The organism is Azospirillum sp. CT11-132 (genome assembly GCF_047302835.1).
GTDB lineage: Bacteria > Pseudomonadota > Alphaproteobacteria > Azospirillales > Azospirillaceae > Azospirillum.
The window spans coordinates 653,508-680,426 of record NZ_JBGLZA010000002.1 but is presented as its reverse complement, the minus strand read 5'-3'; the positions used below and the strand labels follow the sequence as shown (position 1 = coordinate 680,426).

Here is a 26,919-nt window from a genome sequence, read left to right as displayed (position 1 = left end):
GGTCTCCCGATGCTGCAGCGTGTGGGCCGTACCCTTGCCATGCGTGTCGTCGTTCCCATCGCCCTGATGGTCACGGTCATCAGCGCGACCGGCATAGCCGCCGTCGTCACCGTCAACAGCGAGGATGCCCGCACCGCGTTGGAGGACCGGGCCGCCGTCACCGTCCGCGTCATCGCCGGCGGGCTGGCGGAGCCGCTGTGGAACGTCGATGCCGACTCCGCCGCGGCGCAGCTGGCGGCGCTGGCCAACGATCCCGATTATCTCGGCAGCCGGGTGCTCGACCCGAAGGGGCAGCTCTTCGCCAAAAGCGGCGACGTGTCGGACGGCGATCCGTCGGTGCTGGTCCGCCGCGCCGACATCCAGCGCAAGAGCGGCGCCCGCGTCGATACGCTTGGCACGGTGGAAATCCACCTGTCGCCGCGCCGGGCGGAGGTCCAGGCGCGGGAGCGGGCATGGCTGCTGGCCGGCGGTGGGCTGGCGGCGCTGGTGGCGCTGTGCGGTGTGCTGTTCCTGATGGTGCGCGGCGCCACCCGTCCCATCGTCCGCCTGACCGGGGTGATGACGCGGCTGGCCGACGGCGATGGGGCGGCCGACGTGCCGTCGCTCGACCGCCGCGACGAGATCGGCCGCATGGCCGCCGCCGTCCAGGTCTTCAAGGAGCAGGGCGCCGCCAAGCAGCGGCTGGAGGCCGAACAGGTCGCACTGCGCCGGCAGGCCGAGGCGGAGCGGCATGCCGCCATCGCTGCGGTGGCCGATGATTTCGAACGTCGCGTCGGCAGCGTGCTGGGCGAGGTGCTGCGCACCACCGACGGCATGGGCACCGCCACCCGCAGCCTTGCCGATGTGGCGGAGCAGAACGGCCAGGTCAGCCGGCAGGCCGCCGGCAACGCCGCGGCGGTGAACGCCTCGGTCGACGGCATGGCCGCCGCAGTGGACGAACTGGTGGCATCGATCCGCGAGATCTCGGTCCAGGCGCAGCATTCGCAGTCCATCGCCGACGAGGCGTCGCGCCGGGCCTCAAAGGCGACGGAGCAGGTGGCGGGGCTGGTCCAGGCCTCCGACCGGGTGTCGGCGGTGGTGACGCTGATCCACGCCATCGCCAAGCAGACCAACCTGCTGGCGCTGAACGCCACCATTGAGGCCGCCCGTGCCGGGGAGGCCGGCAAGGGCTTCGCCGTCGTCGCCGGCGAGGTGAAGGCGCTGGCGACCCAGACCGCCAAGGCGACCGAGGACATCGAGACGCAAATCCGCGCCATCCAGGGCTCCACCGGCTCTGCCGCCGACGAGATCGTCGAGATCGCCCGCGTGGTGGAGAGCCTCAGCCAGATCAGCGCCTCCATCGCCGCGGCGGTGGAGGAGCAGAATGCGGCGACGGCGGAAATCGGCCGTGGCGTTGCTGAGGCGGCGCAAGGGGTTCGCGCCCTGCTGGGCGACGTCAACGTCACCTCCGACGTGGCGGGGCAGACCGGCGCCGCGTCCAACCAGCTGGACGGTGCCGCCGGCATGCTGGCGGAGCAGATGGGGGCGATGCGCAGCGAGGTTGCCGGCTTCATCCATTCCCTGCGACAGTCGGAGGCGGCGTGAAAACGCCCTGTCGTCTTCCCTAAATGAATTGCGAGACTTGCCATGCCGAGCATCGATCTGAATTGCGACATGGGGGAAGGGTACGGCGCCTGGACCATGGGCGACGACCGGGCGATGCTGGACATCGTCACCTCCGCCAACATCGCCTGCGGCTTTCATGCCGGCGATCCCACCATCATGGCCGACACCGCCCGGCTGGCCGGGGAGAAGGGGGTGCGCATCGGCGCCCATCCCGGTTTCGAGGACCGCCCCGGCTTCGGCCGCCGGGTGATCCGCGGCATCACCACCACGGAGGTCGAACGGCTGGTGGCCTATCAGGTCGGCGCGCTCCAGGCCTGTGCCGCGCTGTCGGGCCAGCGGGTGACCCATGTGAAGCCGCACGGCGCGCTCTACAACATGGCGGCGGTGGAGCCGGATCTGGCCGGCGCCATCGCCCGCGCGGTCAAGGCGGTGGACTCCGCCCTGCTGTTCGTCGTCCCGCCGCTGAGCGCCATGGAGCGTGCCGGGCAGGATGTGGGTCTGCGCGTCGCGCGCGAGGCCTTCGCCGACCGCACCTATGAGGATGACGGCACGCTGACGCCACGGACTGTGGCCGGATCGGTGATCCACGACCCGGATCTGGCGGCGGCACGGGTGGTGCGGATGGTGCTGGACGGGGCGGTGGAAAGCCGCCACGGCACCCGCCTGCCGATCGTGGCGGACACCATCTGCGTCCATGGCGACACGCCGACCGCGGTCGCCATGGCGGCAACCGTCCGCCGCGCGTTGGAGGCGGCGGGCGTTGTGGTGCGGGCGGTGGCGTAAGGGCTGCCACTTGCTGAGTTAGCCCCCCACCTAGCCTCCCCCGCTCTCAGCGGACCTATGGTCCGCCTGCCGCGTCAGCACAAAGCGAAGCTATGTGCGAGAGTTGGGCGGGGGAGGGAACAAGCGCTTGTACGGGAGAGCAGCGGCAGTCCCTCCCCCGCCCAGCGGGGGAGGCTAGGTGGGGGTATCCGTAAGCCTGCAGTCTCCCTCATCCTCCCGCATTACACGAACCACCACCCACCTTTGCATCGCAGCATGCCAAGATTGGGTCACAGTTTTGTCAGAATTTTAGACGAACATCTCTCAAACCGGAAAGGATACACAGGGCCGTATCGACCAAACGAATAGTCGACCATCGGCCGAACAGCACAGGGCTTGCCAAATGAAACGAAGCATTTCCATGCCTATTCTGGCGGCAATGACGATTTTATCGGCAAGCGGTGCGTCTGCGGATATCCTATACCAAAAGGGTAGTTTTTCAGATCAGCGGCATTTCTTGGCCGTCGATGTTTCATGGGGAGAGCTGGAGATCGGGCAGGCCGATAGTGCCCGCAACCGGCTGGTGGGGGCGGCGGCCTTGCCGGCTTCCACCGGGGCCGGCAGCCGGACGGCGAAGCTGAGCTATTACACCCCGCCGCTGCGCGGTTTCGAACTGGGCGCCAGCTATACCCCGATGCCGCGCGGCGCCGGCGACATGCCCGACCCGCGCGAGGCCATGCATCTGGTTGAGGCGGCGGTGCGCAAGACCATCCTGATGGGCGGCATCAGCACCCGCTTTTCCGCCGGGACAAGCCGGGCGCGGGTGCGCGGCGACAGCCGCCGCCTGCCGCGCCAGTCCTGGATCGTCGGCACCCAGTTCGCGTGGCAAAGCGTGACGCTGGACGGCGACCTGCGCCAGCAGCAGGAGGCCGACGGCCTGTTGGTCCGCAGCCTGAACGCGGCGCTGGCCTATGGCCGCGGCGACATGACCCTGTCCTTGCGGGCGAGGCGGACGCTGCCGGAGAATGGCGCGGCCAGCGACCATTACCTTGCCGATCTGGCCTACCACATCACGCCGCGCTGGCAGGTGATGGCCGACACCAACATCGACAGCGGTGCCGGGTCCATGGGCACGGTGGTCAAGGTCGGCACCCGGCTGGTGTTCTAGCGGCACCGGAATCGGCGGGGAGATGGCGCCTCCCCCCGCCATTACGAGAGATGATCCGTTCAGTTCGCCGCGAAGCAATAGAGCAGTCCGGCGCCGCCGGTGCTCTTCAGCGCATCCTGGCTGCAGCCGCCGCGCGAGGCGTGCGACGAGTTCCAGGATTTCGCCGGCGGCTGCTCGTCCAGGCCCATGCGGTCATGGTGGCCGAGCATGGCGGCGCCCTCGGTGCCGCTCCTGGTCCAGTTGCCGCAGGTCATGTCCTGGCCGGCGGGGAAGGCGGTGCCGTCCGGCTGCGACCCGGTCAGGATGTCGTGCGTGTTGGGCTGGTCGCCGCGGCCGTTGATCGTTTCTCCCTTCTCGTTCAACGCCGTCTGCTTGGTCAGGGCGTTGGTCCCGTGCAGCTCTTCGACCGAGCGGGCGATCACGTCGCCCTTGGCGTTCTGCCAGGGGCCCTTGCCGATGCGGTCGCGCGCGTTGACCGCCGGCTGCCCATCGGCGGCCTGGGTGCTGAGATAGGCCCGCCATGTGTGGTTGCCGGCGCCCGCGGCCTGGGCCAGCTGCTGGCAATGCCGGTCGGCGCCGCTCAGCCCGCCGAGATCGGCTCCCTTGCCGGCGCCGACGCTGGTGACGAAGAACGTCATGGCGGACGGGCCGGCCTGCTGCGCCGCCGCAGCCCCCGGGATCGCCAACAGGAAGGCGGCCGCCGCAGCGATCCGGACGCTTGCACTGATCATGGGTTTCCTCCGTTGCTGTTTGTTTTGTGGCCAGGATGGACCTCGCTGGCAGAGCCAGTTGGATGAAGACGCTCAGACCCGGTGATTCATTCCCTTGGCTCCGCCGAACCCAGCGCGGCGGCCAGCCGGTCGGCCGCCTCGTCCACCTCCGCCGCCGTCGTGCCACGGCCAAGGCCGAACCGCAGGCTGGCATGGGCATCCATGACGGAGAGACCGAGCGCCAGCAGCACATGCGACGCCTCGCTCGCCCCGCTGTGGCAGGCGGAGCCGGTGGCGACGGCAAGCTCCGGCAGATCCAGCAGTCGGTCGGCGGCGTCGATGCCTGGAATGGTGACGTTCAGGCAACGGGCCAGTCCATCCGCCGCGCCATTGCGGCGGATGCCGGGCAGGCGACTCTGCAGCCGTTGCCACAGCCGGTCGCGCAATTCGCCGATGCGCCGGGCATCCTCCTCCCGCCGTTCACGGGCCAGCCGGCAGGCGACACCCAGCCCGACGCAGAGCGGCGTCGGCAAGGTTCCGCCCCGCAGGCCGCGCTGCTGCCCGCCGCCGGGCGAGGCCGGCACGGGCCGGAAAGGGCGGCGGACGATCAGGGCGCCGATTCCCATCGGTCCATAAAGCTTGTGCCCCGACAGGCTGAGGCCGTGGATCCCGAGCGCCGCCATGTCGAGGGCGCGCGTGCTCAGGGCCTGCACCGCGTCGCTGTGCATCGTCGCGCCATGGCGCGCCGCGACCGCCGCCAACTCGGCCAGCGGCTGGACCGTCCCGACCTCGTTGTTGGCGGCCATCACCGACACCAGCGCCGGTGTCGGCAAACCGGCCAGGGCGTCGTCCAAAGCGGCGGGATCGACCCGGCCGTCGGCGTCCACCGGCAGGATCGCCACCGCGTGGCCGCGCCGCCGCAGCTCCGGCAGGCAGCCAAGCACGCTGGCATGCTCCACCGCCGAGACGACGCAGCCGCCGCCCGCCGGGACGCCGCCCAGCAGCGCCAGCGTATTGGCTTCGGTGGCGCCGGAGGTGAAGACCACCTCGCCCGGCTGCGCGCCGACCAGGGCCGCGACCTCCGCCCGCGCCTGCGCGATGGCGTCGCCGGCGCGCCAGCCTGCCGGATGGGCGGCATGCGGGTTGCCGGCCGCTTGCGCCCGCATCCAGGGCAGCATCGCCTCCAGCACCTGCGGGTCGAGCGGCGTCGAGGCCAGATGGTCGAGATAGATCATGGCGCACAGTATCGCGCCATCGGCGGCGGAAGGGGAGGGGCGTTACTGCGCCGGCTGGTCCGGCCGCTCCGCAGACTGCGCGGCACTGCTGCCGCTGACGCGCCAGACGGCATTGCCGACATCGTCGGCGACCAGCAGCGCGCCCTTGCCGTCCAACGTGACGCCGACCGGGCGGCCCTGAGCCTTGCCGTCCTTGTCGAGGAAGCCGGCCAGCACGTCCACCGGTTCGCCCGACGGCTTGCCGTTCTGGAAGGGCACGAAGATCACCTTGTAGCCGCTGGCCGGCTCGCGGTTCCAGGAGCCGTGCTGGCCGATGAAGGCGCCCTGCTGCAGGTTCGGCGGCAACTCGCCCTGACGGGAGAAGGTGAAGCCGAGCGAGGCGGTGTGCGGACCCAACGCATAGTCCGGCGGGATCGCCTTGGCGACGAGGTCGGGGCGCTGCGGCTCCACCCGCTGGTCGACATGCTGGCCGTAATAGCTGTAGGGCCAGCCGTAGAAGGCGCCGTCCTTCACCGAGGTCATGTAGTCGGGAACGAGGTCGCTGCCGATCTCGTCACGCTCGTTGACGGCGGTCCACAGCTCGCCGGTCACCGGATTCCAGTCCATGCCGTTGGGGTTGCGCAGGCCGGACGCGAAGATGCGGTGCGCGCCGGTCTTCAGGTCGATCTCCCAGATGGCGGCGCGGCCCTGCTCCGCCTCCATCCCGTTCTCGCCGACATTGCTGTTGGAGCCGACGGTGGCGTAGAGCTTGCCGCCGTCGCGGCTGGCGATGATGTTCTTGGTCCAATGGTGGTTGATCGGCCCGGCCGGCAGGTCGACGACCTTCACCGGCTTGGCGGTGATCTTCGTGTCGCCCTCCTTGTAGGGGACCTTCACCACCGCGTCGGTGTTGGCGATGTAGAGGTCGTTGCCGACCAGCGCCATGCCGAATGGCGAATAGAGCCCCTGCAGGAAGGGTTCGCGGACATCGGCCTTGCCGTCGCCGTCGGTGTCGCGCAGCAGGGTGATGCGGTCGGCGCTGGGCGTCTTGGCGCCGGCCTTGCCCATCACCAGCCCCATGACCCAGCCCTTGATGCCCTTGCCGTCCTCCGGCTTCGGCGGGGCGTTGGTCTCCGCCACCAACACATCGCCGTTGGGCAGAGCCAGCAGCCAGCGCGGATGGTCCAGCCCGGTGGCGAAGGGGGTGATGCTCAGCCCCTGGGCCGCGACCGGCTGCGTTCCCTGCGGCCAGCCGACGGCGTCGGCGATGTTGACGGTGGGGATCAGCGAGGATTTCGGTTCCGGCAGGGTCGGGTTGGGACCGGTGCCGGCCGACACCGGCAGCGTCGCCTGATCGCCGCAGCCGGCGAGCGACAGGACCGCGACCGTCGCGGAAAGCATGAGGGCTGGCCGTATGGTGCTGTGCATGCGCCGAAATCCCGCGTCTGTGGGCGTGGAGGGAGTCCCCACGGTCAACGGCGGTTTCGGCGCGTTGGTTCCCGCCGCAGTGTTCAGTGCGCCAGGGTCAGCGCCCGCAGCTCCGCCGCCAGGGCGGCGGCCAGCCGGTTGCCGTCGCACAGCGGGCCGGCTGCCATGCGGCTGCGCAAGGTTCGGCGCAGTTCCGCCAGCCGCAGCGGGTCGGACGCCCAGGCGACGGCGCGGTCCACATAGTCGGCCGGGTCGGAAGCGATGCAGCCCTCCACCCCCGCCACGGTCAGGAAGGCCAGTGAATGGCGGCTGGAGAAGGTCTCCCCCGGCAGGGTGACGACCGGCACGCCCATCCACATCGTCTCCAGCGTCGTGGTGCTGCCGGAAAACGGGAAGGGGTCGAGCGCCACATCGACCGACGCGCAGCGTCGCATGTGGTCCAGGCTGTTGGTGGCGCCGACCATCGTCACCCGGCCGGGATCGATGCCGGCGGCGGCCAGCCGGCCGCGCCACAGATCGGCGGTGGCGGGACAGGACAGCGCCTTGGTCTTCATCAGCAGGCGGGAGTCCGGCACCCGCCGCAGGATGGCTGCCCAGGCCGCCAGCACATCGTCGTTCAGCTTGGTCAGGATGTTGAAGCTGCCGAAGGTGACCGGCCCGCCCGACAGGCAGGGCGGCGGCGTCAGCGGAAGCTCCGTATCGTCGCCGGGCGGATCATAGGCGATGAAGGCGTCGGGCATGCGCAGCACCCGCTCCGTATAGAAGGCCTCCATCCCGTCGGGCACATGGTGGCGGTCGGCGACCAGCGCATCCATGGCGGCGAGCCCGGTGGTCGCCATATAGCCGGACCATGCGACCTGCACCGGCGCCGGCTTGCGGGCGAAGACGCCGGGCCGGCCGCGGGCGTTGTGGCCGGCGAGGTCGATCAGCACGTCCGGCCGGTCGTGGCGGATCCGGCTCGCCACCTCGGCATCCGGCAGCCCGGCGACCGGGACCCAGCGCGCCGCCGCCTTGCGGAAGCGGTCGGTCACGTCGTCGGACTCGGTCTGGTTGGCGTAGAGCAGCAGGCGGATGTCGTGGGCGGGCAGCGCCTCCACCGTGCGGACGGCGAACAGGCCGGCGGGGTGGCGGCGGAAATCGCCGGACAGGATGGCCACCGTCAGCGGCCCCTTGCCGGAGGTCGCCTTGCCGGGCTTGACCCAGCGCCCGCGATGGGGCGCGCCATGGACGCGGTCCCAGTCCCGATGCGCCTCCAGCACCGCCGCCGCCGTCACCCCTGGCCGGAACAGCAGGAGATAGGCCTGGTTGGAGCGCACGTCGGCCAGCGACGGATCGAGCGCCAGTGCCCGCCGGTTGCCCAGTTCCGCCGCGTCGAGCAGCCCCTGGCCCTGCCGCACCAGCGCGAGGTTGGCATGCGCCTCCGCCAGGGCCGGGTTCAGCGCCAGCGCCGCGCGGTAGGCATCGGCCGCGGCGCCCAGCCGGTCGGCGCGCTGGCGCACCTCGCCCAGGCGCAGCAGGCAGTCGGCCAGATCCGGGCGGGATGCAATGGCATGGCGGGCGGCGCTCTCCGCGCGATCGCGGTCGCCCAGCGCCAGAAGGGCGGCGGCGAGATTGGACAGGGCGGGGGCATGGTAGGGGCGCAGCGCCAGCGCGCGGGCCAATGCCGCCGCCGCGTCCTGCGGCCGGTCCAGCGCCAGCAGCAGGCCGCCGCGGTTGGCATGCGCCTCGACGAAGGTCGGATCGTCGGCCAGGGCGGCACGATAGGCGTCGTCGGCGTCGGCCCGCTGGCCGAGGGCGGCCAGCACGTTGCCCAGATTGAAGCGGGCGCGGGCATAGCCGGGACGGCGCGCCGCCGCCTGCCGGAAGGCGGTCGCCGCCTCGTCCAGCCGGCCGAGCGCTTCCAGCGCGTTCCCCAGATTGTAGAGCGCCTGGGCGAATTCCGGCCGCAGGCGCACCGCCTGCCGGTGGGCCGCCACCGCCTCCTCCAGCCGGCCGAGCGCCTTGAGGGCGCTGCCGAGATTGTCGTGATAGTCGGCGACCCGGTGATTCTGCTGGATGGCGCCGCGGATCAGTGAGACGGCGCGCTCGGGCTGGCCCGACTGCAGATGGACGACCCCCAGCAGGTGGGCGGCGTCGGCATGGCCGGGCATGGCGTCGAGCACGGCATGGTAGAGGGCCGCCGCCTGGGCAAGCCGGCCGGCCTGATGATGCGCCACCGCGGCAGCCATCGCTTCCTGGATCGTCGCCATGACGACCGTCATACCGGTTGGCGGGGGCCGGTGCCAGCCCTTTCCCGGTATAGTGTGCCAAGGTGTGATGGGGGCGGGATGGCGGCGGATGGACCACCCGTATCGCCGCCGCCGGTTTTCAACACTTGACCCGGCGGGCCGGGGCGGTCAGCTTGCCGGCCTTATACAGATCTCGGCCGATCTCCATGAACCGACTGCAACGGTACCTGTTCCGCAACCTGCTGATCGCCACGCTCTATTCGACCGCCGGCCTGACGCTGACCATCTGGCTCAGCCAGTCGCTGCGCCTGATCGAGATCGTGGTCAGCGCCGGCGCGCCGATGGGCATGTTCCTGTGGCTGCTGCTGCTGACCGTGCCGACCTTCCTCGGCATCGTGCTGCCGCTGGCGCTGGTCGGGGCCGTCCTGTTCACCTACAACAAGATGGCGACGGACAGCGAGCTGGTGGTGATGCGCGCGGCCGGCGTCGGTCCCTTCTCGCTGTCGAAGCCGGCGCTGGTGCTGGCGGTGGGGGTGATGGCCGTCGTCTTCACGCTGAACATCTGGATCACCCCGGCCGCCCACCGCGAGCTGGTTCGGATGGAATACACGGTGCGCAGCGACTATTCGCAGCTGTTCCTGCGCGAAGGCGTGTTCAACGAGGTCGGCGACCGCTTCAGCGTCTTCCTGCGCGACCGCGACGCCGACGGCAACCTGCACAAGGTGCTGATCCATGACGGCCGCCAGCCGGACAAGCCGGTGACGATCATGGGCGACCGCGCGGTGATGCAGACCGGGCCGGACGGCACGCGCTTCGTCGTCTATGACGGCAACCGGCAGGAACTGGACCGCAAGACCAACCGGCTGTCCCAGCTGTTCTTTGACCGCTATGCCGTCGACCTGAAGGCGGTGGCTCCCCAGGCGGCGGAGCGCTGGCCGGACGCCCGCGAACGCACCACGGCGGAACTGATGGACGGCAACGTCCCGGCCCAGGACGACCGCATGCGCCGCGGCCTGATCGCCGAGCTGCACCATCGCTTCTCCTCGCCGCTGCTGGCCCTGACCTATGCGCTGGTGGCGCTGTCGGCGCTGCTGTCGGGCGAGTTCAACCGGCGCGGCCAGTCGTCCCGCGTCACCATCGCCGTGCTGCTGGTGATGGGGTTGCAGGCGGCGGCGCTGGGGCTGACCAGCCTCGCCGGCAAGGCGACGGTCTTCGTGCCGCTGATGTACGCCATGCCGCTGGTGGCGCTGCTGCCGGCCCTGTGGGTGATGTCGCGCGGCCTCAGCCTGCGGCCCGGTCGGCGGAACGGCGCACCGGATGGGACCACTTCCGGAAACGATGCGGCGGCCGGACCCGCGTCATGAGCCGCATCCTCTTCATCACCTCCAACCGTCTGGGCGACGCGGTGCTGTCGACCGGACTGCTCGACCATCTGACCCGGACCTATCCGGAGGCCCGGCTGACCATCGCCTGCGGGCCGCTGCCGGCGCCGCTGTTCCGCGCCGTGCCGGGGCTGGAGCGGCTGATCCCGCTGGCCAAACGCTCCTACGCCCGGCATTGGCTGCGGCTGTGGCTGGAGTGCGTGGGCACGCGCTGGGATCTGGTGGTCGATCTGCGCAACTCGGCGGTCGGGCGGCTGGTGCCGGCCCGGCGCCGCGCCTTTCACGCCAAGGCCGCCCGCCCGATGCACAAGGTGGAGGAGAATGCCGCCGTGCTGGGCCTGTCGCCGCCGCCGGCCCCGCGTCTGTGGATCGACGCGGCGGCGAGGGAGCAGGCCGACGCCCTGATCCCCGCCGGCACCGGCCCCTTCCTCGCCATCGGGCCGACGGCCAACTGGCTGGGCAAGGAATGGCCGGCCGACCGTTTCGCCCGGCTGGCGCTGCGCCTGACCGGGGAGGGCGGGCCGCTGGCCGGCGCCCGGGTGGCGGTGCTGGCCGCTCCGCCGGAGCGCGAGCGGGCGCGGCCGGTGCTGGACGCGCTGGGATCGAAGGCCATCGACCTGACCGGCCGCACCGACCCGATGGCTGCCGCCGCCTGCCTGGAGCGGGCGGCGCTCTATGTCGGCAACGACAGCGGGCTGATGCACATCGCGGCGGCGGCGGGCGTGCCGACCGTCGGGCTGTTCGGCCCCGGCTATCCCGCCATCTACGGTCCTTGGGGCCCGCGCGGCCGGGTGGTGACCAGCAGCGTGCCGCAGGCGGATTTGCTGGCCCGGGTGGCCGCCGACCCCGACGACCGCGGCCTGATGGACGGCATCGGCGAGGAGCGGGTGGTGGAAACCGCAATCGAACTCCTGTCCGAAGCGCATAAGACTTGTGACCAGTTTGCGGCAAGGGCCTGCGGACCGGCTGAAGTACCCCCGTTGCGTTGACAAAGCCCGTCGGATAACCGACACTTCCGCGACGAAGCAAAGGGGCAGGTCCGCCCCACCGGATGGGTTTTCCCCCGAGGGTTTGGAATGAAGCCGACTCCCACCTACGCCAACAAGCCGACCTCGGACAATCCGCGCGACGTCGAGGCTTGGGCCCTGGCGGAAGCGGCGCGCCGTATCATCGCCGCCAGCCATGCCAAGGACGAAAAGGCCTTTCGCGAGGCTCTTCAGCTGAATCAGCGCCTGTGGACGATCTTCCAGGCCGCGATCACCGAAGAGGATTGCGGCCATCCGCCGGAGGTCCGTACGAACATCGCGGCCCTGTCGCTGCTGGTCGACCGCGAGACGACCAACCGTCTGGTCGACCTGGATTTCGCCAAGATCGACACGTTGGTCAACATCAACCGCAACGTCGCCAGCGGCCTGACCGCCCAGGGGCAGTTCATCGCCGCCCAGCAGGCGACCCAGCCGCATCCGGAAACGCCGCAGACCGCCGCTCTGCAGGCGCCTGCCGCCCAGGCCGCTCCGGCGCCGGGCCAGCCGCCCGCCGCCATGCGCCCGGCCGTGCCGCCGCGCCCGATGACGGCCCCCGATGCCGCCCCGGTCAACCGCGAGTCCCTGCGCATTTCGATCTGAGCGGTATCGGGATCGACAAGAGAAAGGCCGGCGCGCCGATGGGGCGCCGGCCTTTTTGATTCTTTCCAGACTTCTGAAGCATCAGAGCGTTTTTCGGCCGTCATCCCCGCGAAGGCGGGGATGACGGCCGAGGAGAGGGGTGGGAACTGCCCTCACTCCGCCGGAACCTCGCGTTCCAGTTCCTCCAGCCAGATGCGGGCGTTGCCGTCGGACGGGGCGCGCCAGTCGCCGCGGGGCGACAGCGAGCCGCCGGCCGACACCTTCGGGCCGTTCGGCATGGCGGAGCGCTTGAACTGGCTGAAGCCGAAGAAGCGGCGCAGGAACACGCGCAGCCAGTCGCGAATCTCGGCCGGGCTGTAGGCGCGGCGTTTCTCCAGCGGATAACCCTCCGGCCAGTCGCCCTTGGCGACGTCGCCCCAGGCATGGCGGGCCAGGAAGGCGATCTTCGACGGGCGGAAGCCGTAGCGCAGCACGTAGAACAGGTTGAAATCCTGCAGATCATACGGCCCGACCACGGATTCGGAGCTTTGCAGCGCCTTGTCCGACCCGGCCGGCACCAGTTCCGGCGAGATCTCCGTCTTCAGGATGGCGTCCAGCGTCTCCGACACCTCCTGCTGGAACTGGCCGGTGCGGCTGACCCAGCGGATCAGGTGCTGGATCAGCGTCTTCGGTACGCCGGCATTGACGTTGTAGTGGGACATCTGGTCGCCGACGCCATAGGTGCACCAGCCCAGCGCCAGTTCCGACAAGTCGCCGGTGCCGAGCACGAGGCCGTTGTTGTGGTTGGCGAGGCGGAACAGGTAATCGGTGCGCAGGCCGGCCTGGACATTCTCGAAGGTCACGTCATACACCGCCTCGCCGCGGGCGAAGGGATGCTCCATGTCCTTCAGCATCTGGTTGGCGGCCGGCCGGATGTCGAGTTCCTTGGCCGTCACCCCCAGCGCCGTCATCAGCCGCCAGGCGTTGGACTTGGTGCCCTCGCTGGTGCCGAAGCCGGGCATGGTGTAGGCGAGGATGCCCGAGCGCGGCAGGCCCAGCCGGTCCATGGCGCGGGCGGCGACGATCAGGGCGTGGGTGCTGTCCAGACCGCCCGACACGCCGATCACCACCGTGCCGATGCCGGTGGCGCGCAGCCGCTGTACCAGCCCGGCGACCTGGATGTTGTAGGCCTCGTAGCAGTCCTGCTCCAGCCGTTCGGCGGCGGCCGGAACGAAGGGCAGGCGCGGCACCACGCGCAACAGCCCGACATCCGCCTCCGGAGCATCGAGCCGGAAGGCGACGGTGCGGAACCCGCCGGTGGCATCAAAGAACAGGCGCCGGTTGTCGTCGAAGGTGCCCTGGCGCAGCCGTTCCTGGCGCAGCAGGTTGAGATCGACATCGGCCACCGCCATCTGGGCGCCGTCGGGGAAGCGGTCGGTCTCCGCCAGCATCTCGCCATTCTCGAAGATCGAGGTCTGGCCGTCCCAGGCAAGGTCGGTGGTCGATTCGCCGGTCCCGGCCGACGAATAGAGATAGGCGGCGAGGCAGCGCGCCGATTGCGACTTGGCCAGCAGGCGGCGGGTGTCGGACTTGCCGATGGTGATGTTGCTGGCCGACAAATTGGCCAGCACGGTGGCGCCGGCCAGGGCGGCCATGGTGCTGGGCGGCGCCGGGACCCACAGATCCTCGCAAATCTCGGCATGGACGACCAGACCGGGCTGGTCCTCGGCGGAGAACAGCAGGTCTGGGCCGAAGGGGGCGGTCAGGTCGCCGATGCGGATCGTCCCGCCTTCGGTGCCGGCGCCGGAGGCGAACTGGCGACGCTCGTAGAATTCCCGGTAGTTCGGCAGATGCTGCTTCGGAACCACGCCCAGCAGCTCGCCGCGCTGGATCGCCACCGCCGTGTTGTAGAGCCGCCCGTCATACAGCAGCGGCGCGCCGACCAGCAACAGCGGCATCAGCCCGGTCGAGGCCTGGACCAGATCGAGGATCGCCTGTTCCACCGCGTCGATCAGCGGGTCCTGCATCAGCAGATCGTCGATGGCATAGCCGGACAGCGCCAGTTCGGGGAACAGTGCCACCGCCACCGACTTGTCGTGGCAGGCGCGCGCGGCCTCCAGGACGGCGGCGGCGTTGGCCGCCGGATCGGCCGGGGTGCAGCGCGTGGTGCAGGCGGCCACCCGCGCGAATCCGTGGCGATAGATCGAGGTGAAGCTCATGACTCGTTCCTGCTGCCTTGCATGCCCCTGACGCTCCCGGATGTGGCGCCTGGGAAGCAAACATAGCAGGAATTTCGCGCACGTCAGGTCCCCCATCCCGGTCAGCCCCGGCTTTCCGGCCTTTCGGACGGGATCGGCGGGCCACTTCGGCGCAAAATACTTCAGACACGATACATTCGTTATAAAACCAAAGTCAAATCGATACGACATCGGACGCATTCCAATTAAAATGACGACGATGCAGGACGAATCCCTACGACAGCCAAGTTGACCAAACCAAATGCGGCGGATATAGCGAAGGGCTCGCTTGCACCGGGAACCGCCAGACGACGCCAGAAGGACTTGTTTATCGCCGTGTCGACCGAAACATCGGGCACACAACCCGACCAGAACGACGCAACGCTGCAGGGGGATGCCGCGGTTGCGACCATGCCGGCGCAAGATGGCGCGCCGCCGGAGCAGGCTTGCTGCATCGTCGGGATCGGTGCCTCGGCCGGCGGGCTGGAGGCGTTGCAGCGTTTCTTCGATGCGGTGCCGGGCGACAGCGACCTCGCCTATGTCGTGGTCCAGCACCTGTCGCCGGTGCACAAGAGCCTGATGGTCGATCTGCTCGCCAAGCACACGGAGATGGAGGTTGTGCAGGCGACCGACGGCGTGCCGGTCCAGCGCAACACCGTCTATCTGTTGCCGCCGGGGAAGCATTTGACCATCGAGGACGGCCGCCTGCGGCTGACCACCAAGGATGCCGGCAGCGGCATGAGCCTGCCGATCGACATCTTCCTGACCGCGCTCGCCCGCGACCAGGGGGCTCTCGCCATCGGCCTGATTCTGTCGGGTACCGGGTCGGACGGCACGCGCGGCCTGATGGCAATCAAATCGGCCGGCGGATTCACAGCGGTGCAGCAGCCGGAGACGGCGCAGTTCGACGGTATGCCGCGCAGCGCGCTCGCCACCGGCCAGATCGACGCCGCCCTGCCGCCGGAAGACCTGCCGGCCCGGCTGATCGAACATGCGCGCAAGGCGCTGACCCGTGCCCGTCCGATGCCCTCCCGGCAGCGGCGCGAGGATGGCGACGATCCGCTGGCCCAGATCATCGCGGTCATCCGCTCCGTCACCGGGGTCGATTTCTCGCATTACAAGCTGGCGACGCTGTTGCGGCGGATCGAACGGCGGATGCAGGGCGCCGGGCTCGATTCGATGGAGGAGTATGCCGCCCTGCTGCGGCGGAACAGCGCCGAAGCGGTCAATCTCTACAAGGAGATGCTGATCGGCGTCACCCGCTTCTTCCGCGACGACGCGGCCTTCCGCGTCCTGGCCGACCGGGTGATCCCCGGCCTGCTCGCCAACCGCAGCCCGACCGACATGGTCCGCGTCTGGGTCTGCGGCTGCGCCAGCGGGGAGGAGGCCTATTCCCTCGCCATCCTGTTCGCCGAGGCGCAGGAACGGCTGGGACGCAGTTTCGACGTCAAGATCTTCGCCACCGACATCGACCAGGACAGCATCGAGGCGGCGAGCCTGGGCGAGTATCCGCGCGCCATCGCCGAAGACGTGTCGCAGGAACGGCTCGCCCGCTTCTTCACCGCGCAGGGCGAGAGCTATGTGGTGGCGCGCGACATCCGCCGCATGGTGGTGTTCGCCGCCCACAACATCATGCGCGACCCGCCCTTCACCAAGATCGACCTGCTGAGCTGCCGCAACCTGCTGATCTATATGGACCAGCCGCTGCAGCGCAAGGTGCTCAGCCTGTTCCAGTACGCGCTGCGCCAGGGCGGCTTCCTGTTCCTGGGCACCAGCGAGACGCTGGGCGACCTGCAAGGCGATTTCCACACGGTGGACAGCCGCAACAAGGTTTTCCAGAGCCTGCGCGCCGGGTCGTTCCGGCTGTCGCGGCTGCTGGTGCCCACCGTTTCGGCCCCGCTGGCGCGGCATGGCGAGGACGGCGGCTCCCACGCGATGGAGGAGGGGGCCGCCATCGACGAGGCGATGGCCGCGCTGATGAAGGCCTATGTGCCGCCCTGCCTGCTGGTCAACGAACAGATGACGATCATGCATGTGTTCGGCGACGCGTCCTCGCTGCTGAAGGTGCCGCCGGGCGAGGCGACGCTGAACGTGCTGAAGCTGCTGCCGTCGTCGGTCGCCATGGTGACGGGCACCGCGCTGAACCGCGCCTTCCGCTCCGGCGAGGAGTTCGCGCTGTCCAACATCCCGGTGAAGGACCGCGAAGGCGTGGCGGCGATCAGCCTGCGCGTCCAGCCCTATGTCGCGCGCAAGACCGGGCGCCGCTTCGCCCTGGTGGTGCTGGACCGCGCCAACCTGCGGCCGCTGTCGGTGCCGGATTCCGACTTCGACCTGAATGCCGACGCCGCCGAACGCATCCGCGGGCTGGAGCAGGAGCTGCTGTCGCGCGGCGAGAACCTGCAGGCGACCATCGAGGAGCTTGAAACCGCCAACGAGGAACTGCAGGCGACGAACGAGGAACTGCTGGCCTCCAACGAGGAATTGCAGAGCACCAACGAGGAACTGCAGTCGGTCAACGAGGAGCTTTATTCCGTCAACGCCGAATATCAGGCGAAGGTGGAGGAACTGACGGAGATCACCAACGACCTGGACAATCTGCTGCGCTCGACCGAGATCGGCACGGTGTTCCTGGACGGCGATTTCGTCATCCGCCGCTTCACCCCGGCGGCGGCCGGCTTCATCAACATCATCCCGCGCGACATCGGCCGCTCCATCGCGCACCTGTCGACCAACATCGACTATCCGAACTTCCTAGGCGACATCCGCCGGGTGTTCGACGGGCACGAGGCGATGGAGCGCCATGTCCGCGTCCATGACGGCCGCTGGGTGCTGACCCGCATCCTGCCCTACCTGACCGACAAGAATCAGGTCGGCGGCGTGGTGGTGACCTTCGTCGACGTGACCGACACCAAGCTGGCGGAAGAGCGGCTGCAGAAGGTGCTGGACAGCCTGCCGGAGCATATCGCCGTCACCGACCGCGAGGGCCGGATCGTCATGGTGAACGCCGCGTGGCAGAGCTTCGCCCAGCGCAACGGCGCCCCGGCGATGGAGCGTTGCGGCGTCGGCAGCAACTATCTCGACGTCTGCCTCACTCCGGAGGAGCGGGAAAAGCACGGCATCGGCCGCGCGGTGCATGACGGTCTGCGCCGCATCCTGGACGGCGAAGCCGACCACTTCACCATCGAATATCCCTGCCATTCGCCCGACGAGCAACGCTGGTTCCTGATGCACGCCACCCGCCTGAACGACCATGGCGGCGGCATCGTCGTCAGCCACATCAACATCACCAACCGCAGGCTGATGGAGTTGCAACTGGACGGGGCCGGTAAGGCCGGCGGAGGCGAGAAATGAGCGAGGACTCCTCCGGCCGCCTGCGGCGCCGTGCCGAAACCATCCTCAGCGGCGGAAATTTCGAGGCGGCGGACGTCACCGCCACCTCGATGAAGGAACTGCTGCACGAGCTGTACGTCCATCAGGCCGAACTGGAGATCCAGAACGAGGAGTTGCGCGGCGCCCAGCAGGCGCTGGAGGCGTCGCGCCTGCAATATCTCCAGCTTTTCCAGTCGGTGCCGCTGGCCTGTCTGGCGGTCAACGCCGCCGGCATCGTCGGCGAGGCCAACAGCGCCGCCGAACGGCAGTTCGGTCTGCCGATGCTGCGGCTGAAGGGTCGGCCGCTGACGCTGCTGGTCGACAGTGTCGATCATGGCCGGCTGTTCACCGCCCTCGGCCGGCTGCGCGACGGCGGCGAGTGGATCCGGCAGGAGTTCCGCTTCCTCGGGCCGCAGGGCACGATCATGGACGGGCTGACCGACGCCCGCCGGGTGACGCTGGACGACAGCGACCGCGGCGACGTGCTGTTGACCATCACCGACCTGACCGAGCGCAACGCCTGGCTGCGCGAGGTGCAGCAGGCCCGCGACGACGCCGAGCGGGCGCGCGCCGACTATCACCACATCCTGCAATCGGTCGGCGACGGCATCCTGGGGGTCGACGCCGACGGCCGCATCCGTTTCGTCAACGCCGCGGCGACGGCGATGACCGGGCATCTCGATCTCGACCTGATCGGCCGGCCGCCGTCGGACCTGCTGGCCGGCCCGGCGCCGGAGACCGAGGCAGGGTTGCCGGTCGGGGAGGGCGACGCGGTTCCGACCGGCGGGGCGGCCCGCGCGCTGGCTCTGTCGCTGACCGATGGCCGGCCCCGCCGGGTCGCCTGTGAAAAGCTGCGTCGCGAGGATGGCGGCACGCTGCTGGTGGAAATCTCCATCTCGCCGATGCTGGCGTCGGGCAAGCGCCTCGCCCCGATGGAGGAGCGCATCCAGGGCGCCGTTGTAGCCTTCCGCGACGTCACCGCGCGACGGACGGCGGAAGCGGCGCTGAACCTCAGCGAACGGCGGCACCGGGTGCTGGTGCAGTCGCTGCACGACGCGCTGGCGATGACCGCTGCCGACGGCCACAACCTGCTGGCGAATGCCATGGCGGAGCGGCTGCTGGACGGCCCGGCCCGCGCGCTGCTCGACCCCACCGCATCCGCCTATGATGCGGCGGACGGGCAGCCGGCACCGACCACCGCCGGCCGCCGCTTCATTGACGCCAACGGCAACCGCCTGCACGGACTTCCCCCCGCGGCGGAGGCGGCGCGCAACGGCAAGCCGGTGGTCGAGCGCATCATCGGTCTGGTCGAGGGGGAGGAGGCGACCGCGCCCACCCGTTGGCTGCGGGTGTCGAGCCATCCCGTCGCCGATCAGGCCGGCGGGGTGGAGGCCGTGGTGTCCAGCGTCGCCGACATCACCGCGGTGAAGGCGCTGGAGCGCGACCTGAACGTGGCGCTGGACGCCCGCGAACGCTTCCTGGCGGCGGCGAGCCACGATCTGCGCCAGCCGGTGCAGGCCTTGCTGCTGCTGTCCGACCTGCTGCTGAGGGAAAACCTTCCCACCGGGGCACGGCGGATGGCGGAGCAGATCCAGTCGTCGCTCGGCGGACTGGGCGGCATGCTGGACGGGATGCTCGACATTTCCAAGCTGGAAGCCGGGCTGGTGGCCCCCAATCCGGAACCCGTCGACATCGCCGCCCTGCTGGCCCGGCTGCATGGCGAATTCGCTCACGCGGCCGAAAAGGGTGGGCAGAGGCTGCGTCTGGTGGCTCCGCCGCTGACGACGCGGACCGATCCGGGACTGCTGGAGCGGGTGCTGCGCAACCTGCTGACCAACGCGCTGCGCTACGCCCCCGGCGGCCGGGTGCTGCTGGGCGCCCGGCGGCGCGGCGACCGCCTGCAGATCGAGGTGTGGGACAACGGCATCGGCATCGCCGACCAGCATATCGGCCGAATCTTCCAGGACTTCTTCCAGGTCGGCAACGCCGCCCGCGACCGGCGGGAAGGGCTGGGGCTGGGGCTGAGCATCGCCCGGCGGCTGGTCACCATGCTCGGCGGGGTCATCGACGTGACCTCCTCGCTCGGCCGCGGCAGCCGCTTCACCGTCAGCCTGCCGCTGACGGAACCCAAGGCGGAAGGCAGGGAGTGGGCCGATGCCGACGGGAGCGCTGCGGACAGCCTCTCCGGCGACGGCACCGACCGTCTGGTCATGCTGGTGGAGGACGACGCTGTCATCCGCATGGCGCTGGTCCTGATGCTGGAGGATTGGGGCTATCGCGTGATGGAGGCGGGCAGCGGGGCGGAGGCGGAACAGCTTCTGGACAGCCTGATCGATGCCGGCGAACCGCCCGACCTGATCCTCGCCGACTATCGCCTGCCGGAAGGAACCACGGGGCTGATGGTGATGGACATGGTCCGCCGCCGCCTGTCGCGCGACGTTCCCGGCGTTCTGCTGACCGGCGACACCTCGGCCGACCGTCTGCGCGAAGCCGCCGGCGCGCAGTGCGCTCTGCTGCACAAGCCGATCCAGCCCGCCCGCCTGCAGGACACGCTGGCGTCGGCGCTGGGCCGGTGACGGTGGAGTCCTGTCATATTGGGGGTAGTGCCCATAGCCTTTTTCCAGCGCCGTTTCATTTGACTCACGTCAATGCCGCCACTGCGAGAAGATACAGACTGCTCGGGCTACGGATCGGGCAGTCGTCGGCGTGAAGCGGGAACGGGCCATGTCCATCAACACGGATGCCAGCATTGCGCGCCGGATGGTGCGCGCCCGTGCCGCCAGAGTATCGGCATTGCTGCTCGGCGGCCTGTTCGTCGGCTTCCTGCTGCTTGTCACCGTGTTCATCGAGTATCGGCGCGCCATCGACTGGGTCGACCACACCCGCGAGGTGATCTCTGCCGTCGAGGCTTTGCAATCCGCTCTCTCGGACACGGAATCCGGCGAGCGGGGATACCTGCTGCTGCGGGACCCTGGTCATCTCGCCGCCTACGAGGAGGCGAGGGAGCACAGCCGTCGATTGTTGGACAGCGTCGGGTCGCTGACCGCCGACAACCCGGTTCAGCAGGACACGTTGAAGGCCTTGCGTGCCCTGACCGCCCAAAGGCTGGACCAGATCGGCGAGGTGCTGCGGCAGGCCGCCGAAAGCGGGCTGGAGCAGGCACTGGCGACCATCCGTGAGGGGAAGGGCGCCAGCACGATGGCCGAGATTCGCCGCCTGACCGCCACCATGCGGGCGGAGGAGGACATGCTGCTCGCCCGCCGCAGCCGCCACGCCACCATCCTCGAACTGCTGATGATTGCCTATGGGCTGCTGTTCGTGACGGTCACCGGCTGGCTCGGCTACACGACCGTCCGGCGGCTGGAGCTGGACTATCAGGCGGAACGGGCGGAGGGGCAGGCGCTGGCCCTGGCGCTGCAGGAGAACCGCATCCTGCTGGACGAGGTGAACCACCGGGTGAAGAACTCGCTGCAGATCGTCGCCAACCTGCTGCGGACACAGGCGCTCCGTCATCGCAGCCAGGAGGTGCGGCAGGAATTGCTGGACAGCAGCAGCCGCGTGCTGGCGATCGCCGAGGTCCATCGCCGCCTCTACGGCGACGGTGCGGTGTATGACACGGTCGAACTGTCGGACCTGATCCGCAGCATCGCCGAGAACGCGGTCCCGTCCAGCGGCGCTGGCGGCGGCGAGCCGGCGATGAGTGTGGCGGTGGGCACGCCGCTGGCGGCGCCGGTCGACACGGCGGTCCCGGTGGCGCTGATCGTCAACGAACTGCTGACCAACAGCTACAAGCACGCCTTCCCCGATGGGCGGACCGGCACCGTCAGGCTGGACATGGAGGTGGAGGGGAACGAGGTCCGCATCGACGTCGCCGACGACGGCATCGGCCTGCCCGACGAGGTCGCCAGCAGCGGCGGCGGTGGCTTCGGGCTCAACACGGTCCGCAATCTGACGCGGCAGATAAGGGGGCGGCTGGAGATCGAACGTTTGACTCCGGGCACGCGCTTCCTTTTAACTTTCCCCATGAAGCCGGGAACGCCAACCCAGGCGTGACGTTTCCGGACATCGTGCAAAAATTACAAGAAAAACAATGAAGATACTGATCATAGAAGACGAATTTCTGATCGCCGAGGGCGTGGCGCTGACGCTTCAGTCCGCCGGCCATGAGGTGACGGGGATCGCGGAGGATCTGCCCTCCGCCCTCGCCCTCGCCGGGAAGGAGACACCCGACATGGCCTTCGTCGACATCAAGCTGGCCAACGGATCGAACGGGCTGGACGTCGCCCGCGAATTGAAGGCGCTGGGGATTCCGTGCGTCTTCGCCACCGGGAATCCGCCCAGCAAGGCCCAGGCCGGCGGCGTCGGGCTGGGCTATATCGCCAAGCCGTTCTCGCCGCGCGTCCTGGTGCAGACCGCCGCCTTCGTCTCCCGGCTGCTGTCGCCCTGCGCCCCGTCGGCGGCGGCGCCCAGCGGATTCGTCACCCTCTAAGAAGCGACGTTTTCAGAAGCCGGTGAAGCGGGTGAACGCCTCGGCCGGTTCCCGCTCGGTCGGGAAGTTGTTTTCCGGGGCCGACCAGTCGGCGAAGCCCAGCGCCATGCCGCTGGCGATGATTTCCGTGTCGGGCAGCCCCAGATGGCGGGCGGTGATGGCGTGGCGGTAGCAGAAGGCCGCCTGCGGGCAGGTCTCCAGCCCGAAGCCGCGGGCGACGATCATGACATTCTGCATGAACATGCCGAGATCGAGCCAGGCACCCTTGCCCATGTCGCGGTCGATGGAGAAGAACAGCCCGACCGGCGCGCCGAAGAACAGCCAGTTGCGGCCGTGCTGGCGCGCCATCCGCTCGCGGTCGCCCTTGCCGATGCCGATCGAACCGTAAAGCGCCCATCCCACCGCCCGGCGGCGGCCGAGATAGGGTTCCCGCCAGTTTTCCGGGTAATAGGGATATTCCGGCACCTCCGGCTCCCCCGCTTCATGGGCGGCCAGCAGGTCGGCCGACAGGGCGGCGCGCGCCTCCCCGGCGATGGCATGGACCTTCCAGGGCTGGATGTTGGAACCGCTCGGCGCGCGGGCGGCGAGGTCGAGGATGCGCAGCACCGTCTCCCGCTCCACCGGCGTTGGCAGGAAGGCGCGGATGCTGCGCCGGCCGGCGACGGCATCGAGTGCGGAGAGGGGAGGGGCGTCGCTCATCCCTCGACCTCCACCGTCGGCTCGTGCCGGACCGGGAAGTTGACGGAGCGGGCGATGAAGCATTTCTGCGCGGCGTCATGGTGCAGGGCCAGCGCCTTGCCGGCATCCGATCCCGGCGCCAGGGTCACCCGCGGCCGCAGCACGACGGTGGTGAACTGGCCGGCGCCGTCGGCCTCCTCCTCCATCACCCCCTCGGCATCGTCGCTGTAGGCGGTGACGACGATTCCGGCGACCGAGCAGAGATGCAGGTACCAGAGCTGATGGCAGGAGGACAGGGCGCCGACCAGCATTTCCTCCGGGTTCCAGCGCGCCGGATCGCCGCGGAAGGCCGGATCGGAGGTGGCGGGAATGGCCGGCTTGGTCCCGGCGGTCAGCTCGTGGTCGCGGCTGTAGGCTTTGTAGGCAGAGGTGCCGGTGCCGAGATTGCCGGTCCAGCCCAGCCGGACGGCATAGCGGTGTTGCCTGTTCGCCATGAACTTCCTCCCTTCCTACTGCATCACGATCATCAGAAGCGCCGGCAGCCCGACGAAGGCCATGGCGGTGGACCCCAGCACCATGCCGGCGACATCCTCCGGCGAATTGCCGTAGCGCAGCGCCCAGAGATAGTTGAAGACCGCCACCGGCATCGAGCTTTGCACCAGCACCACGCCGCGCGTCGCCCCGGTCAGCCCCAGCGCCCAGGCCACCAGCAGCCCCATGGCGAAGCCCACAGCCAGCCGGAAGGCCGACATCGACAGCGCCCGCACCGCCCCCGACAGCCGCAGCTTCGACAGCGCCACCCCCAGCGAGAACAGCATCAGCGGCACGGCGCAGTTGCCCAGCAGCGTGGTGGTGTTGCCGATCCACACCGGCAGCGGCAGCCCGGCCAGCTGGATCGCCACCGCCAGCGCCACCGCATAGATCGTCGGCGTGCGCGCCATCTGCCCCAGGTCGAACCGCCCGGCGGCCAGCGCCGGCCCAAGCGTGAACTGGCCGACCGCCATCACCGCATAGAACAGCACGGCAAGGCTGAGGCCGTTCTCGCCGAAGGCGAACAGGCAGACCGGCAGACCAAGGTTGCCGGCGTTGGGAAAGGCCATCGCCGGCACATAGACCCGCAGCGACAGCCCGCTCGCCAGCAGCACCGGGATCGACGCCAGTGCGGTCAGCGCCATGCAGGCGGTCGCCGCCAGCGCCATCTCCCCCATCACGTCGGCCGACAGGTGCAGCCGGGTCAGGGCGGAAAAGACCAGGCAGGGCGACGACACGTTGATCGCGAAGGTGGTGATGAAGGCGCTGTCGTAGGGAAGCTTTCGACGGGCCCAGCCATAGCCCAGCGCCGCCACAAGGAAGACCGGGGCCAGCACCGCGAAGGCGTCGGACAGAAGGGCGAAGGCGGGCATGGAGGCGGTCGGGATCCCGTGCTGCAACCGGTGGGTGGACGAATTGTCCGTCACCATGGCGGCATTCCCGCGCCGCGTCATCCCCCCAAGCCCAAGCCGCCGCGCAAGGCAGCCGCGCAAAGGATCAGTTTGCGCGTCGGGGCCGGTGTTCATCCCGAGTCATGACACTGTGGACCGGCAATGGCGGCGTCCGTCACGGCCGGAAGGGGCGTCGGGAAGGCCCCGGCCGGACATGCATGGCTTTTGAGCAACCTTTATCACGAGTCAGTAACGATTTGTAACGAAGCTTGAGCCATAAGGGGGCACCCACTAAGGTGGAATGGCCCCATTCCGCGGATCCGCATGACAACTTCGTCCGGCGCCAAGACCGTTGTTCGCCCTCTGAACAATAAGGCGCAGCAAGCCAAACGACAGTCGAGCCTGAAGAGTCGCCGGTTCTCGCTGCGGTCGGTTCTGCTCTGGATTCTGTTGTTGCTGTCGGCGGGTTTGTTCCTTGCGCTGGCGGCCCTGCCCGTTGGAAGATTTGCCAGTGCCGCCATTTCCGCCGGCGTGGTTGCGGCGGCCTTCGTGCTGGGGCGCTTCGCCCAGCGCTTCTGGCATGCCCGCACGCTGACCGTGCTGCTGCTGGCCTTCGTCACCTTCCGCTATTTCTTCTGGCGGCTGACCGGCACGATGCCGCCGGTCGACGATCTGGTGAACTTCATCCCCGGCGTCACCCTGTTCGCAGCCGAGGCGCTGTCCTTCGTGCTGTTCCTGACCTCGCTGTTCGTCATCATCGACCCCGTCGCCCGCGAACCGTCGGAGCCGACGGGCGATCCCGCCCTCTGGCCCAGCGTCGACGTCTACATCCCCTCCTACAACGAGGAGCCGGAGCTGCTGGAGACGACGCTGGCCGCCGCGGTCTGCATCGACTACCCGCGCGACAAGCTGCACGTCTATCTGCTGGACGACGGCGGCACCGACCAGAAGCTGGCCCACGCCAACCCGGAACAGGCCGCAGCCGCCAAGGCGCGGCGCGAGACGTTGCAAGCGCTGTGCGAGCGGCTGCAGGTCACCTACATGACCCGGCCGCGCAACGAGCATGCCAAGGCCGGCAACATCAACCACGCCTTTCACAAGACGTCGGGCGACCTGCTGCTGATCCTGGATGCCGACCATGTGCCGACGGTGGGCATCCTGAAGGCGACGGTGGGATTCTTCCAGCAGGACCCCGGCCTGTTCCTGGTGCAGACGCCGCATTTCTTCGTCAATCCCGACCCGGTCGAATACAACCTCGGCACCTTCGAACGGATGCCGAGCGAGAACGAGATGTTCTATTACTCGATCCAGCCGGGGCTCGACCGCTGGAACGGCTCCTTCTTCTGCGGGTCGGCCGCCATCCTGCGCCGCGCCGCGCTGGAGGAGGTCGGCGGCTTCAGCGGCGACACCGTGACGGAGGATTGCGAGACGGCGCTGGAGCTGCATTCGCGCGGCTGGCGCAGCGTCTATCTGCCACGCCCGCTGATCGCCGGGCTGCAGCCGGAAACCTTCGACAGCTTCATCGCCCAGCGCTCGCGCTGGACCCAGGGCATGATCCAGCTGTTCCTGCTGAAGAACCCGCTGTTCAAGCGCGGCCTGACCATGTCGCAGCGGCTCTGCTACACCAGCACCATGCTTTACTGGTTCTTCTGGTTCTGGCGGCCGATCTTCCTGCTGTCGCCGCTGTGCTACGCGCTGTTCGGGCTGGAGATCTACCGCATCAACCTGCCGGACTTCGCCTGCTTCGTCATTCCGCACGTCTTCGCCGCCGCCTTCCTGTCGCAGTTCCTGCACGGGCGGATGCGCTGGCCGCTGTTCTCGGAACTGTACGAATACCTGCAATCCTTCCACGTCTCCCGCGCGGCGCTGGCGACGATGATCCGGCCGCGCGACCCGGTGTTCAAGGTGACCGCCAAGGGCCAGTCGGTGGACGAGGACGGCTTCTCGCCGCTCGCCACGCCCTTCATCGTCACCACGCTGCTGCTGGCCGCCGGTCTGGGCGCCTGCGCCTGGCGTTATTCGATCTTCCCGGAACACCGCGCCGCCATCGTGCCGGTGGCGGTGTGGTGTTCGCTGAGCTTCCTGCTGGCGCTGGGCGGCCTCGCCGTCGTCTATGAGCGCAAGCGCGTCCGCCGGCAGGAGCGCTTCACCGTCGACCGCCCGGCGGCGCTGAAATTCGAGGACGGGACCAGCATCGACCTGACGGTCGCCGACGTGTCGGCCGGCGGCGTCGGGCTGATCGTCGATCCGAAATGGCGCGATCTGCTGGCCCTGCCCGACCGCACACCGGTCCTGACCATCGCCGCGACGGAGACGGAGGCGGCGACCACCACCGGCGTGCGCATTTTCCGCATCGAGATGCGCGGCGGCGAGCTGGCGGTCGGCGCCGGATTCGCCCCGCGCGACCGCCAGGACATCGTGGAGATGGCGCGCTTCGTCTTCGGCAACAGCGTCGGCTGGGACATCTTCCTGGACCGCAAGCGGGTGGCCGCGCCGACCTTCTTCGGCGGGCTGCTGTTCTTCGCCACGCGGGTCGTGCCGCGGCTGGGGCATGTGCTGCTGGCCCTGCCCGGCGCGCTGCGGCGCATCGTGACCTTCCAGGCTCCGTAACGGCGATGGCGGGC

The 26,919-nt window shown here is 69.3% G+C and carries 19 protein-coding genes; 11 read left to right on the top strand and 8 right to left on the bottom strand.

Going from position 1 to position 26,919, the window contains the following annotated elements; all coding sequences use genetic code 11:
- Nucleotides 1-9 precede the first annotated feature (9 nt).
- From ACCD06_RS04845 to ACCD06_RS04835, 3 genes are all read left to right on the top strand, one after another.
- Nucleotides 10-1,584 carry a methyl-accepting chemotaxis protein gene (locus tag ACCD06_RS04845; protein ID WP_413339175.1) on the top strand — a complete coding sequence of 525 codons (1,575 nt, stop codon included), beginning with the start codon at nucleotides 10-12 and terminating at the stop codon, nucleotides 1,582-1,584.
- 42 nt (nucleotides 1,585-1,626) lie between these two features.
- Complete coding sequence (locus ACCD06_RS04840) at nucleotides 1,627-2,388, top strand: 5-oxoprolinase subunit PxpA (RefSeq protein WP_413339173.1); 762 nt, start codon at nucleotides 1,627-1,629, stop codon at nucleotides 2,386-2,388.
- A gap of 382 nt (nucleotides 2,389-2,770) precedes the next feature.
- Nucleotides 2,771-3,535 (top strand): porin, encoded by a 765-nt coding sequence (locus ACCD06_RS04835; protein WP_413339171.1) that lies wholly within the window; start codon nucleotides 2,771-2,773, stop codon nucleotides 3,533-3,535.
- A 59-nt stretch (nucleotides 3,536-3,594) separates the two neighbouring features.
- Here ACCD06_RS04835 and ACCD06_RS04830 read toward each other — a convergent pair whose 3' ends face one another.
- The 4 genes from ACCD06_RS04830 to ACCD06_RS04815 all read right to left on the bottom strand — a co-directional run bounded on the left by ACCD06_RS04830 (nucleotide 3,595) and on the right by ACCD06_RS04815 (nucleotide 9,136).
- A complete protein-coding gene (locus ACCD06_RS04830; RefSeq protein WP_109157237.1) occupies nucleotides 3,595-4,266 on the bottom strand; it encodes a hypothetical protein in 672 nt (223 codons plus the stop codon).
- A gap of 86 nt (nucleotides 4,267-4,352) precedes the next feature.
- Nucleotides 4,353-5,480, bottom strand: coding sequence for a cysteine desulfurase family protein (locus ACCD06_RS04825; RefSeq protein ID WP_413339169.1), 1,128 nt, complete (start codon nucleotides 5,478-5,480; stop codon nucleotides 4,353-4,355).
- A gap of 42 nt (nucleotides 5,481-5,522) precedes the next feature.
- Nucleotides 5,523-6,860, bottom strand: coding sequence for a PQQ-dependent sugar dehydrogenase (locus tag ACCD06_RS04820; protein WP_413339167.1), 1,338 nt, complete (start codon nucleotides 6,858-6,860; stop codon nucleotides 5,523-5,525).
- Nucleotides 6,861-6,970: 110 nt separating this feature from the next.
- The gene (locus ACCD06_RS04815) at nucleotides 6,971-9,136 is read right to left on the bottom strand and encodes a tetratricopeptide repeat protein (protein ID WP_413339165.1); all 2,166 of its coding nucleotides are present in this window, start codon (nucleotides 9,134-9,136) and stop codon (nucleotides 6,971-6,973) included.
- 185 nt (nucleotides 9,137-9,321) lie between these two features.
- Between ACCD06_RS04815 and lptF the strand changes: the two genes are divergently transcribed.
- The 3 genes from lptF to ACCD06_RS04800 all read left to right on the top strand — a co-directional run bounded on the left by lptF (nucleotide 9,322) and on the right by ACCD06_RS04800 (nucleotide 12,122).
- Nucleotides 9,322-10,479 (top strand): LPS export ABC transporter permease LptF, encoded by a 1,158-nt coding sequence (gene lptF, locus ACCD06_RS04810; protein ID WP_413339163.1) that lies wholly within the window; start codon nucleotides 9,322-9,324, stop codon nucleotides 10,477-10,479.
- Complete coding sequence (locus ACCD06_RS04805) at nucleotides 10,476-11,486, top strand: glycosyltransferase family 9 protein (protein WP_109075559.1); 1,011 nt, start codon at nucleotides 10,476-10,478, stop codon at nucleotides 11,484-11,486. Before lptF ends, ACCD06_RS04805 begins: the two co-directional genes overlap by 4 nt.
- 87 nt (nucleotides 11,487-11,573) lie before the next feature.
- On the top strand, nucleotides 11,574-12,122 hold the full coding sequence (locus tag ACCD06_RS04800; protein ID WP_109075558.1) for a flagellar biosynthesis regulator FlaF: 549 nt from the start codon (nucleotides 11,574-11,576) through the stop codon (nucleotides 12,120-12,122).
- A 152-nt stretch (nucleotides 12,123-12,274) separates the two neighbouring features.
- On the opposite strand, the gene ACCD06_RS04795 is transcribed toward ACCD06_RS04800, so the two are convergent.
- A complete protein-coding gene (locus ACCD06_RS04795; RefSeq protein WP_413339161.1) occupies nucleotides 12,275-14,320 on the bottom strand; it encodes an NAD(+) synthase in 2,046 nt (681 codons plus the stop codon).
- A 354-nt stretch (nucleotides 14,321-14,674) separates the two neighbouring features.
- Between ACCD06_RS04795 and ACCD06_RS04790 the strand changes: the two genes are divergently transcribed.
- From ACCD06_RS04790 to ACCD06_RS04775, 4 genes are all read left to right on the top strand, one after another.
- Complete coding sequence (locus ACCD06_RS04790) at nucleotides 14,675-17,689, top strand: chemotaxis protein CheB (RefSeq protein ID WP_413339159.1); 3,015 nt, start codon at nucleotides 14,675-14,677, stop codon at nucleotides 17,687-17,689.
- Nucleotides 17,686-20,283, top strand: coding sequence for a PAS domain S-box protein (locus ACCD06_RS04785; protein WP_413339157.1), 2,598 nt, complete (start codon nucleotides 17,686-17,688; stop codon nucleotides 20,281-20,283). Before ACCD06_RS04790 ends, ACCD06_RS04785 begins: the two co-directional genes overlap by 4 nt.
- A 148-nt stretch (nucleotides 20,284-20,431) precedes the next feature.
- Nucleotides 20,432-21,760 (top strand): sensor histidine kinase, encoded by a 1,329-nt coding sequence (locus ACCD06_RS04780; protein WP_413339155.1) that lies wholly within the window; start codon nucleotides 20,432-20,434, stop codon nucleotides 21,758-21,760.
- A gap of 37 nt (nucleotides 21,761-21,797) precedes the next feature.
- A complete protein-coding gene (locus ACCD06_RS04775) occupies nucleotides 21,798-22,196 on the top strand; it encodes a response regulator (protein ID WP_413339153.1) in 399 nt (132 codons plus the stop codon).
- A gap of 12 nt (nucleotides 22,197-22,208) precedes the next feature.
- Here the strand turns inward: ACCD06_RS04775 and ACCD06_RS04770 are convergent, their stop codons facing one another.
- Genes ACCD06_RS04770 through ACCD06_RS04760 form a run of 3 tightly spaced genes read right to left on the bottom strand, consistent with a single transcriptional unit; the run spans nucleotide 22,209 to nucleotide 24,334 of the window.
- Nucleotides 22,209-22,895: a nitroreductase gene (locus ACCD06_RS04770; protein WP_413339151.1), complete on the bottom strand. Its 687-nt coding sequence runs from the start codon at nucleotides 22,893-22,895 to the stop codon at nucleotides 22,209-22,211.
- Nucleotides 22,892-23,368: an OsmC family protein gene (locus tag ACCD06_RS04765; RefSeq protein ID WP_413339149.1), complete on the bottom strand. Its 477-nt coding sequence runs from the start codon at nucleotides 23,366-23,368 to the stop codon at nucleotides 22,892-22,894. Before ACCD06_RS04765 ends, ACCD06_RS04770 begins: the two co-directional genes overlap by 4 nt.
- 15 nt (nucleotides 23,369-23,383) lie before the next feature.
- On the bottom strand, nucleotides 23,384-24,334 hold the full coding sequence (locus ACCD06_RS04760; RefSeq protein ID WP_413339147.1) for an AEC family transporter: 951 nt from the start codon (nucleotides 24,332-24,334) through the stop codon (nucleotides 23,384-23,386).
- A 285-nt stretch (nucleotides 24,335-24,619) separates the two neighbouring features.
- Between ACCD06_RS04760 and bcsA the strand changes: the two genes are divergently transcribed.
- Complete coding sequence (gene bcsA / locus ACCD06_RS04755; RefSeq protein ID WP_413339145.1) at nucleotides 24,620-26,905, top strand: UDP-forming cellulose synthase catalytic subunit; 2,286 nt, start codon at nucleotides 24,620-24,622, stop codon at nucleotides 26,903-26,905.
- Nucleotides 26,906-26,919 lie beyond the last annotated feature (14 nt).

Bases quoted from the DNA above. Each gene is read 5' to 3' on its own strand.
- ACCD06_RS04845 (WP_413339175.1), top strand. From the start codon at position 10: ATGCTGCAGCGTGTGGGCCGTACCCTTGCCATGCGTGTCGTCGTTCCC.
- ACCD06_RS04840 (WP_413339173.1), top strand. From the start codon at position 1,627: ATGCCGAGCATCGATCTGAATTGCGACATGGGGGAAGGGTACGGCGCC.
- ACCD06_RS04835 (WP_413339171.1), top strand. From the start codon at position 2,771: ATGAAACGAAGCATTTCCATGCCTATTCTGGCGGCAATGACGATTTTA.
- ACCD06_RS04830 (WP_109157237.1), bottom strand. From the start codon at position 4,266: ATGATCAGTGCAAGCGTCCGGATCGCTGCGGCGGCCGCCTTCCTGTTG.
- ACCD06_RS04825 (WP_413339169.1), bottom strand. From the start codon at position 5,480: ATGATCTATCTCGACCATCTGGCCTCGACGCCGCTCGACCCGCAGGTG.
- ACCD06_RS04820 (WP_413339167.1), bottom strand. From the start codon at position 6,860: ATGCTTTCCGCGACGGTCGCGGTCCTGTCGCTCGCCGGCTGCGGCGAT.
- ACCD06_RS04815 (WP_413339165.1), bottom strand. From the start codon at position 9,136: ATGGCGACGATCCAGGAAGCGATGGCTGCCGCGGTGGCGCATCATCAG.
- lptF (WP_413339163.1), top strand. From the start codon at position 9,322: ATGAACCGACTGCAACGGTACCTGTTCCGCAACCTGCTGATCGCCACG.
- ACCD06_RS04805 (WP_109075559.1), top strand. From the start codon at position 10,476: ATGAGCCGCATCCTCTTCATCACCTCCAACCGTCTGGGCGACGCGGTG.
- ACCD06_RS04800 (WP_109075558.1), top strand. From the start codon at position 11,574: ATGAAGCCGACTCCCACCTACGCCAACAAGCCGACCTCGGACAATCCG.
- ACCD06_RS04795 (WP_413339161.1), bottom strand. From the start codon at position 14,320: ATGAGCTTCACCTCGATCTATCGCCACGGATTCGCGCGGGTGGCCGCC.
- ACCD06_RS04785 (WP_413339157.1), top strand. From the start codon at position 17,686: ATGAGCGAGGACTCCTCCGGCCGCCTGCGGCGCCGTGCCGAAACCATC.
- ACCD06_RS04780 (WP_413339155.1), top strand. From the start codon at position 20,432: ATGTCCATCAACACGGATGCCAGCATTGCGCGCCGGATGGTGCGCGCC.
- ACCD06_RS04775 (WP_413339153.1), top strand. From the start codon at position 21,798: ATGAAGATACTGATCATAGAAGACGAATTTCTGATCGCCGAGGGCGTG.
- ACCD06_RS04770 (WP_413339151.1), bottom strand. From the start codon at position 22,895: ATGAGCGACGCCCCTCCCCTCTCCGCACTCGATGCCGTCGCCGGCCGG.
- ACCD06_RS04765 (WP_413339149.1), bottom strand. From the start codon at position 23,368: ATGGCGAACAGGCAACACCGCTATGCCGTCCGGCTGGGCTGGACCGGC.
- ACCD06_RS04760 (WP_413339147.1), bottom strand. From the start codon at position 24,334: ATGGTGACGGACAATTCGTCCACCCACCGGTTGCAGCACGGGATCCCG.
- bcsA (WP_413339145.1), top strand. From the start codon at position 24,620: ATGACAACTTCGTCCGGCGCCAAGACCGTTGTTCGCCCTCTGAACAAT.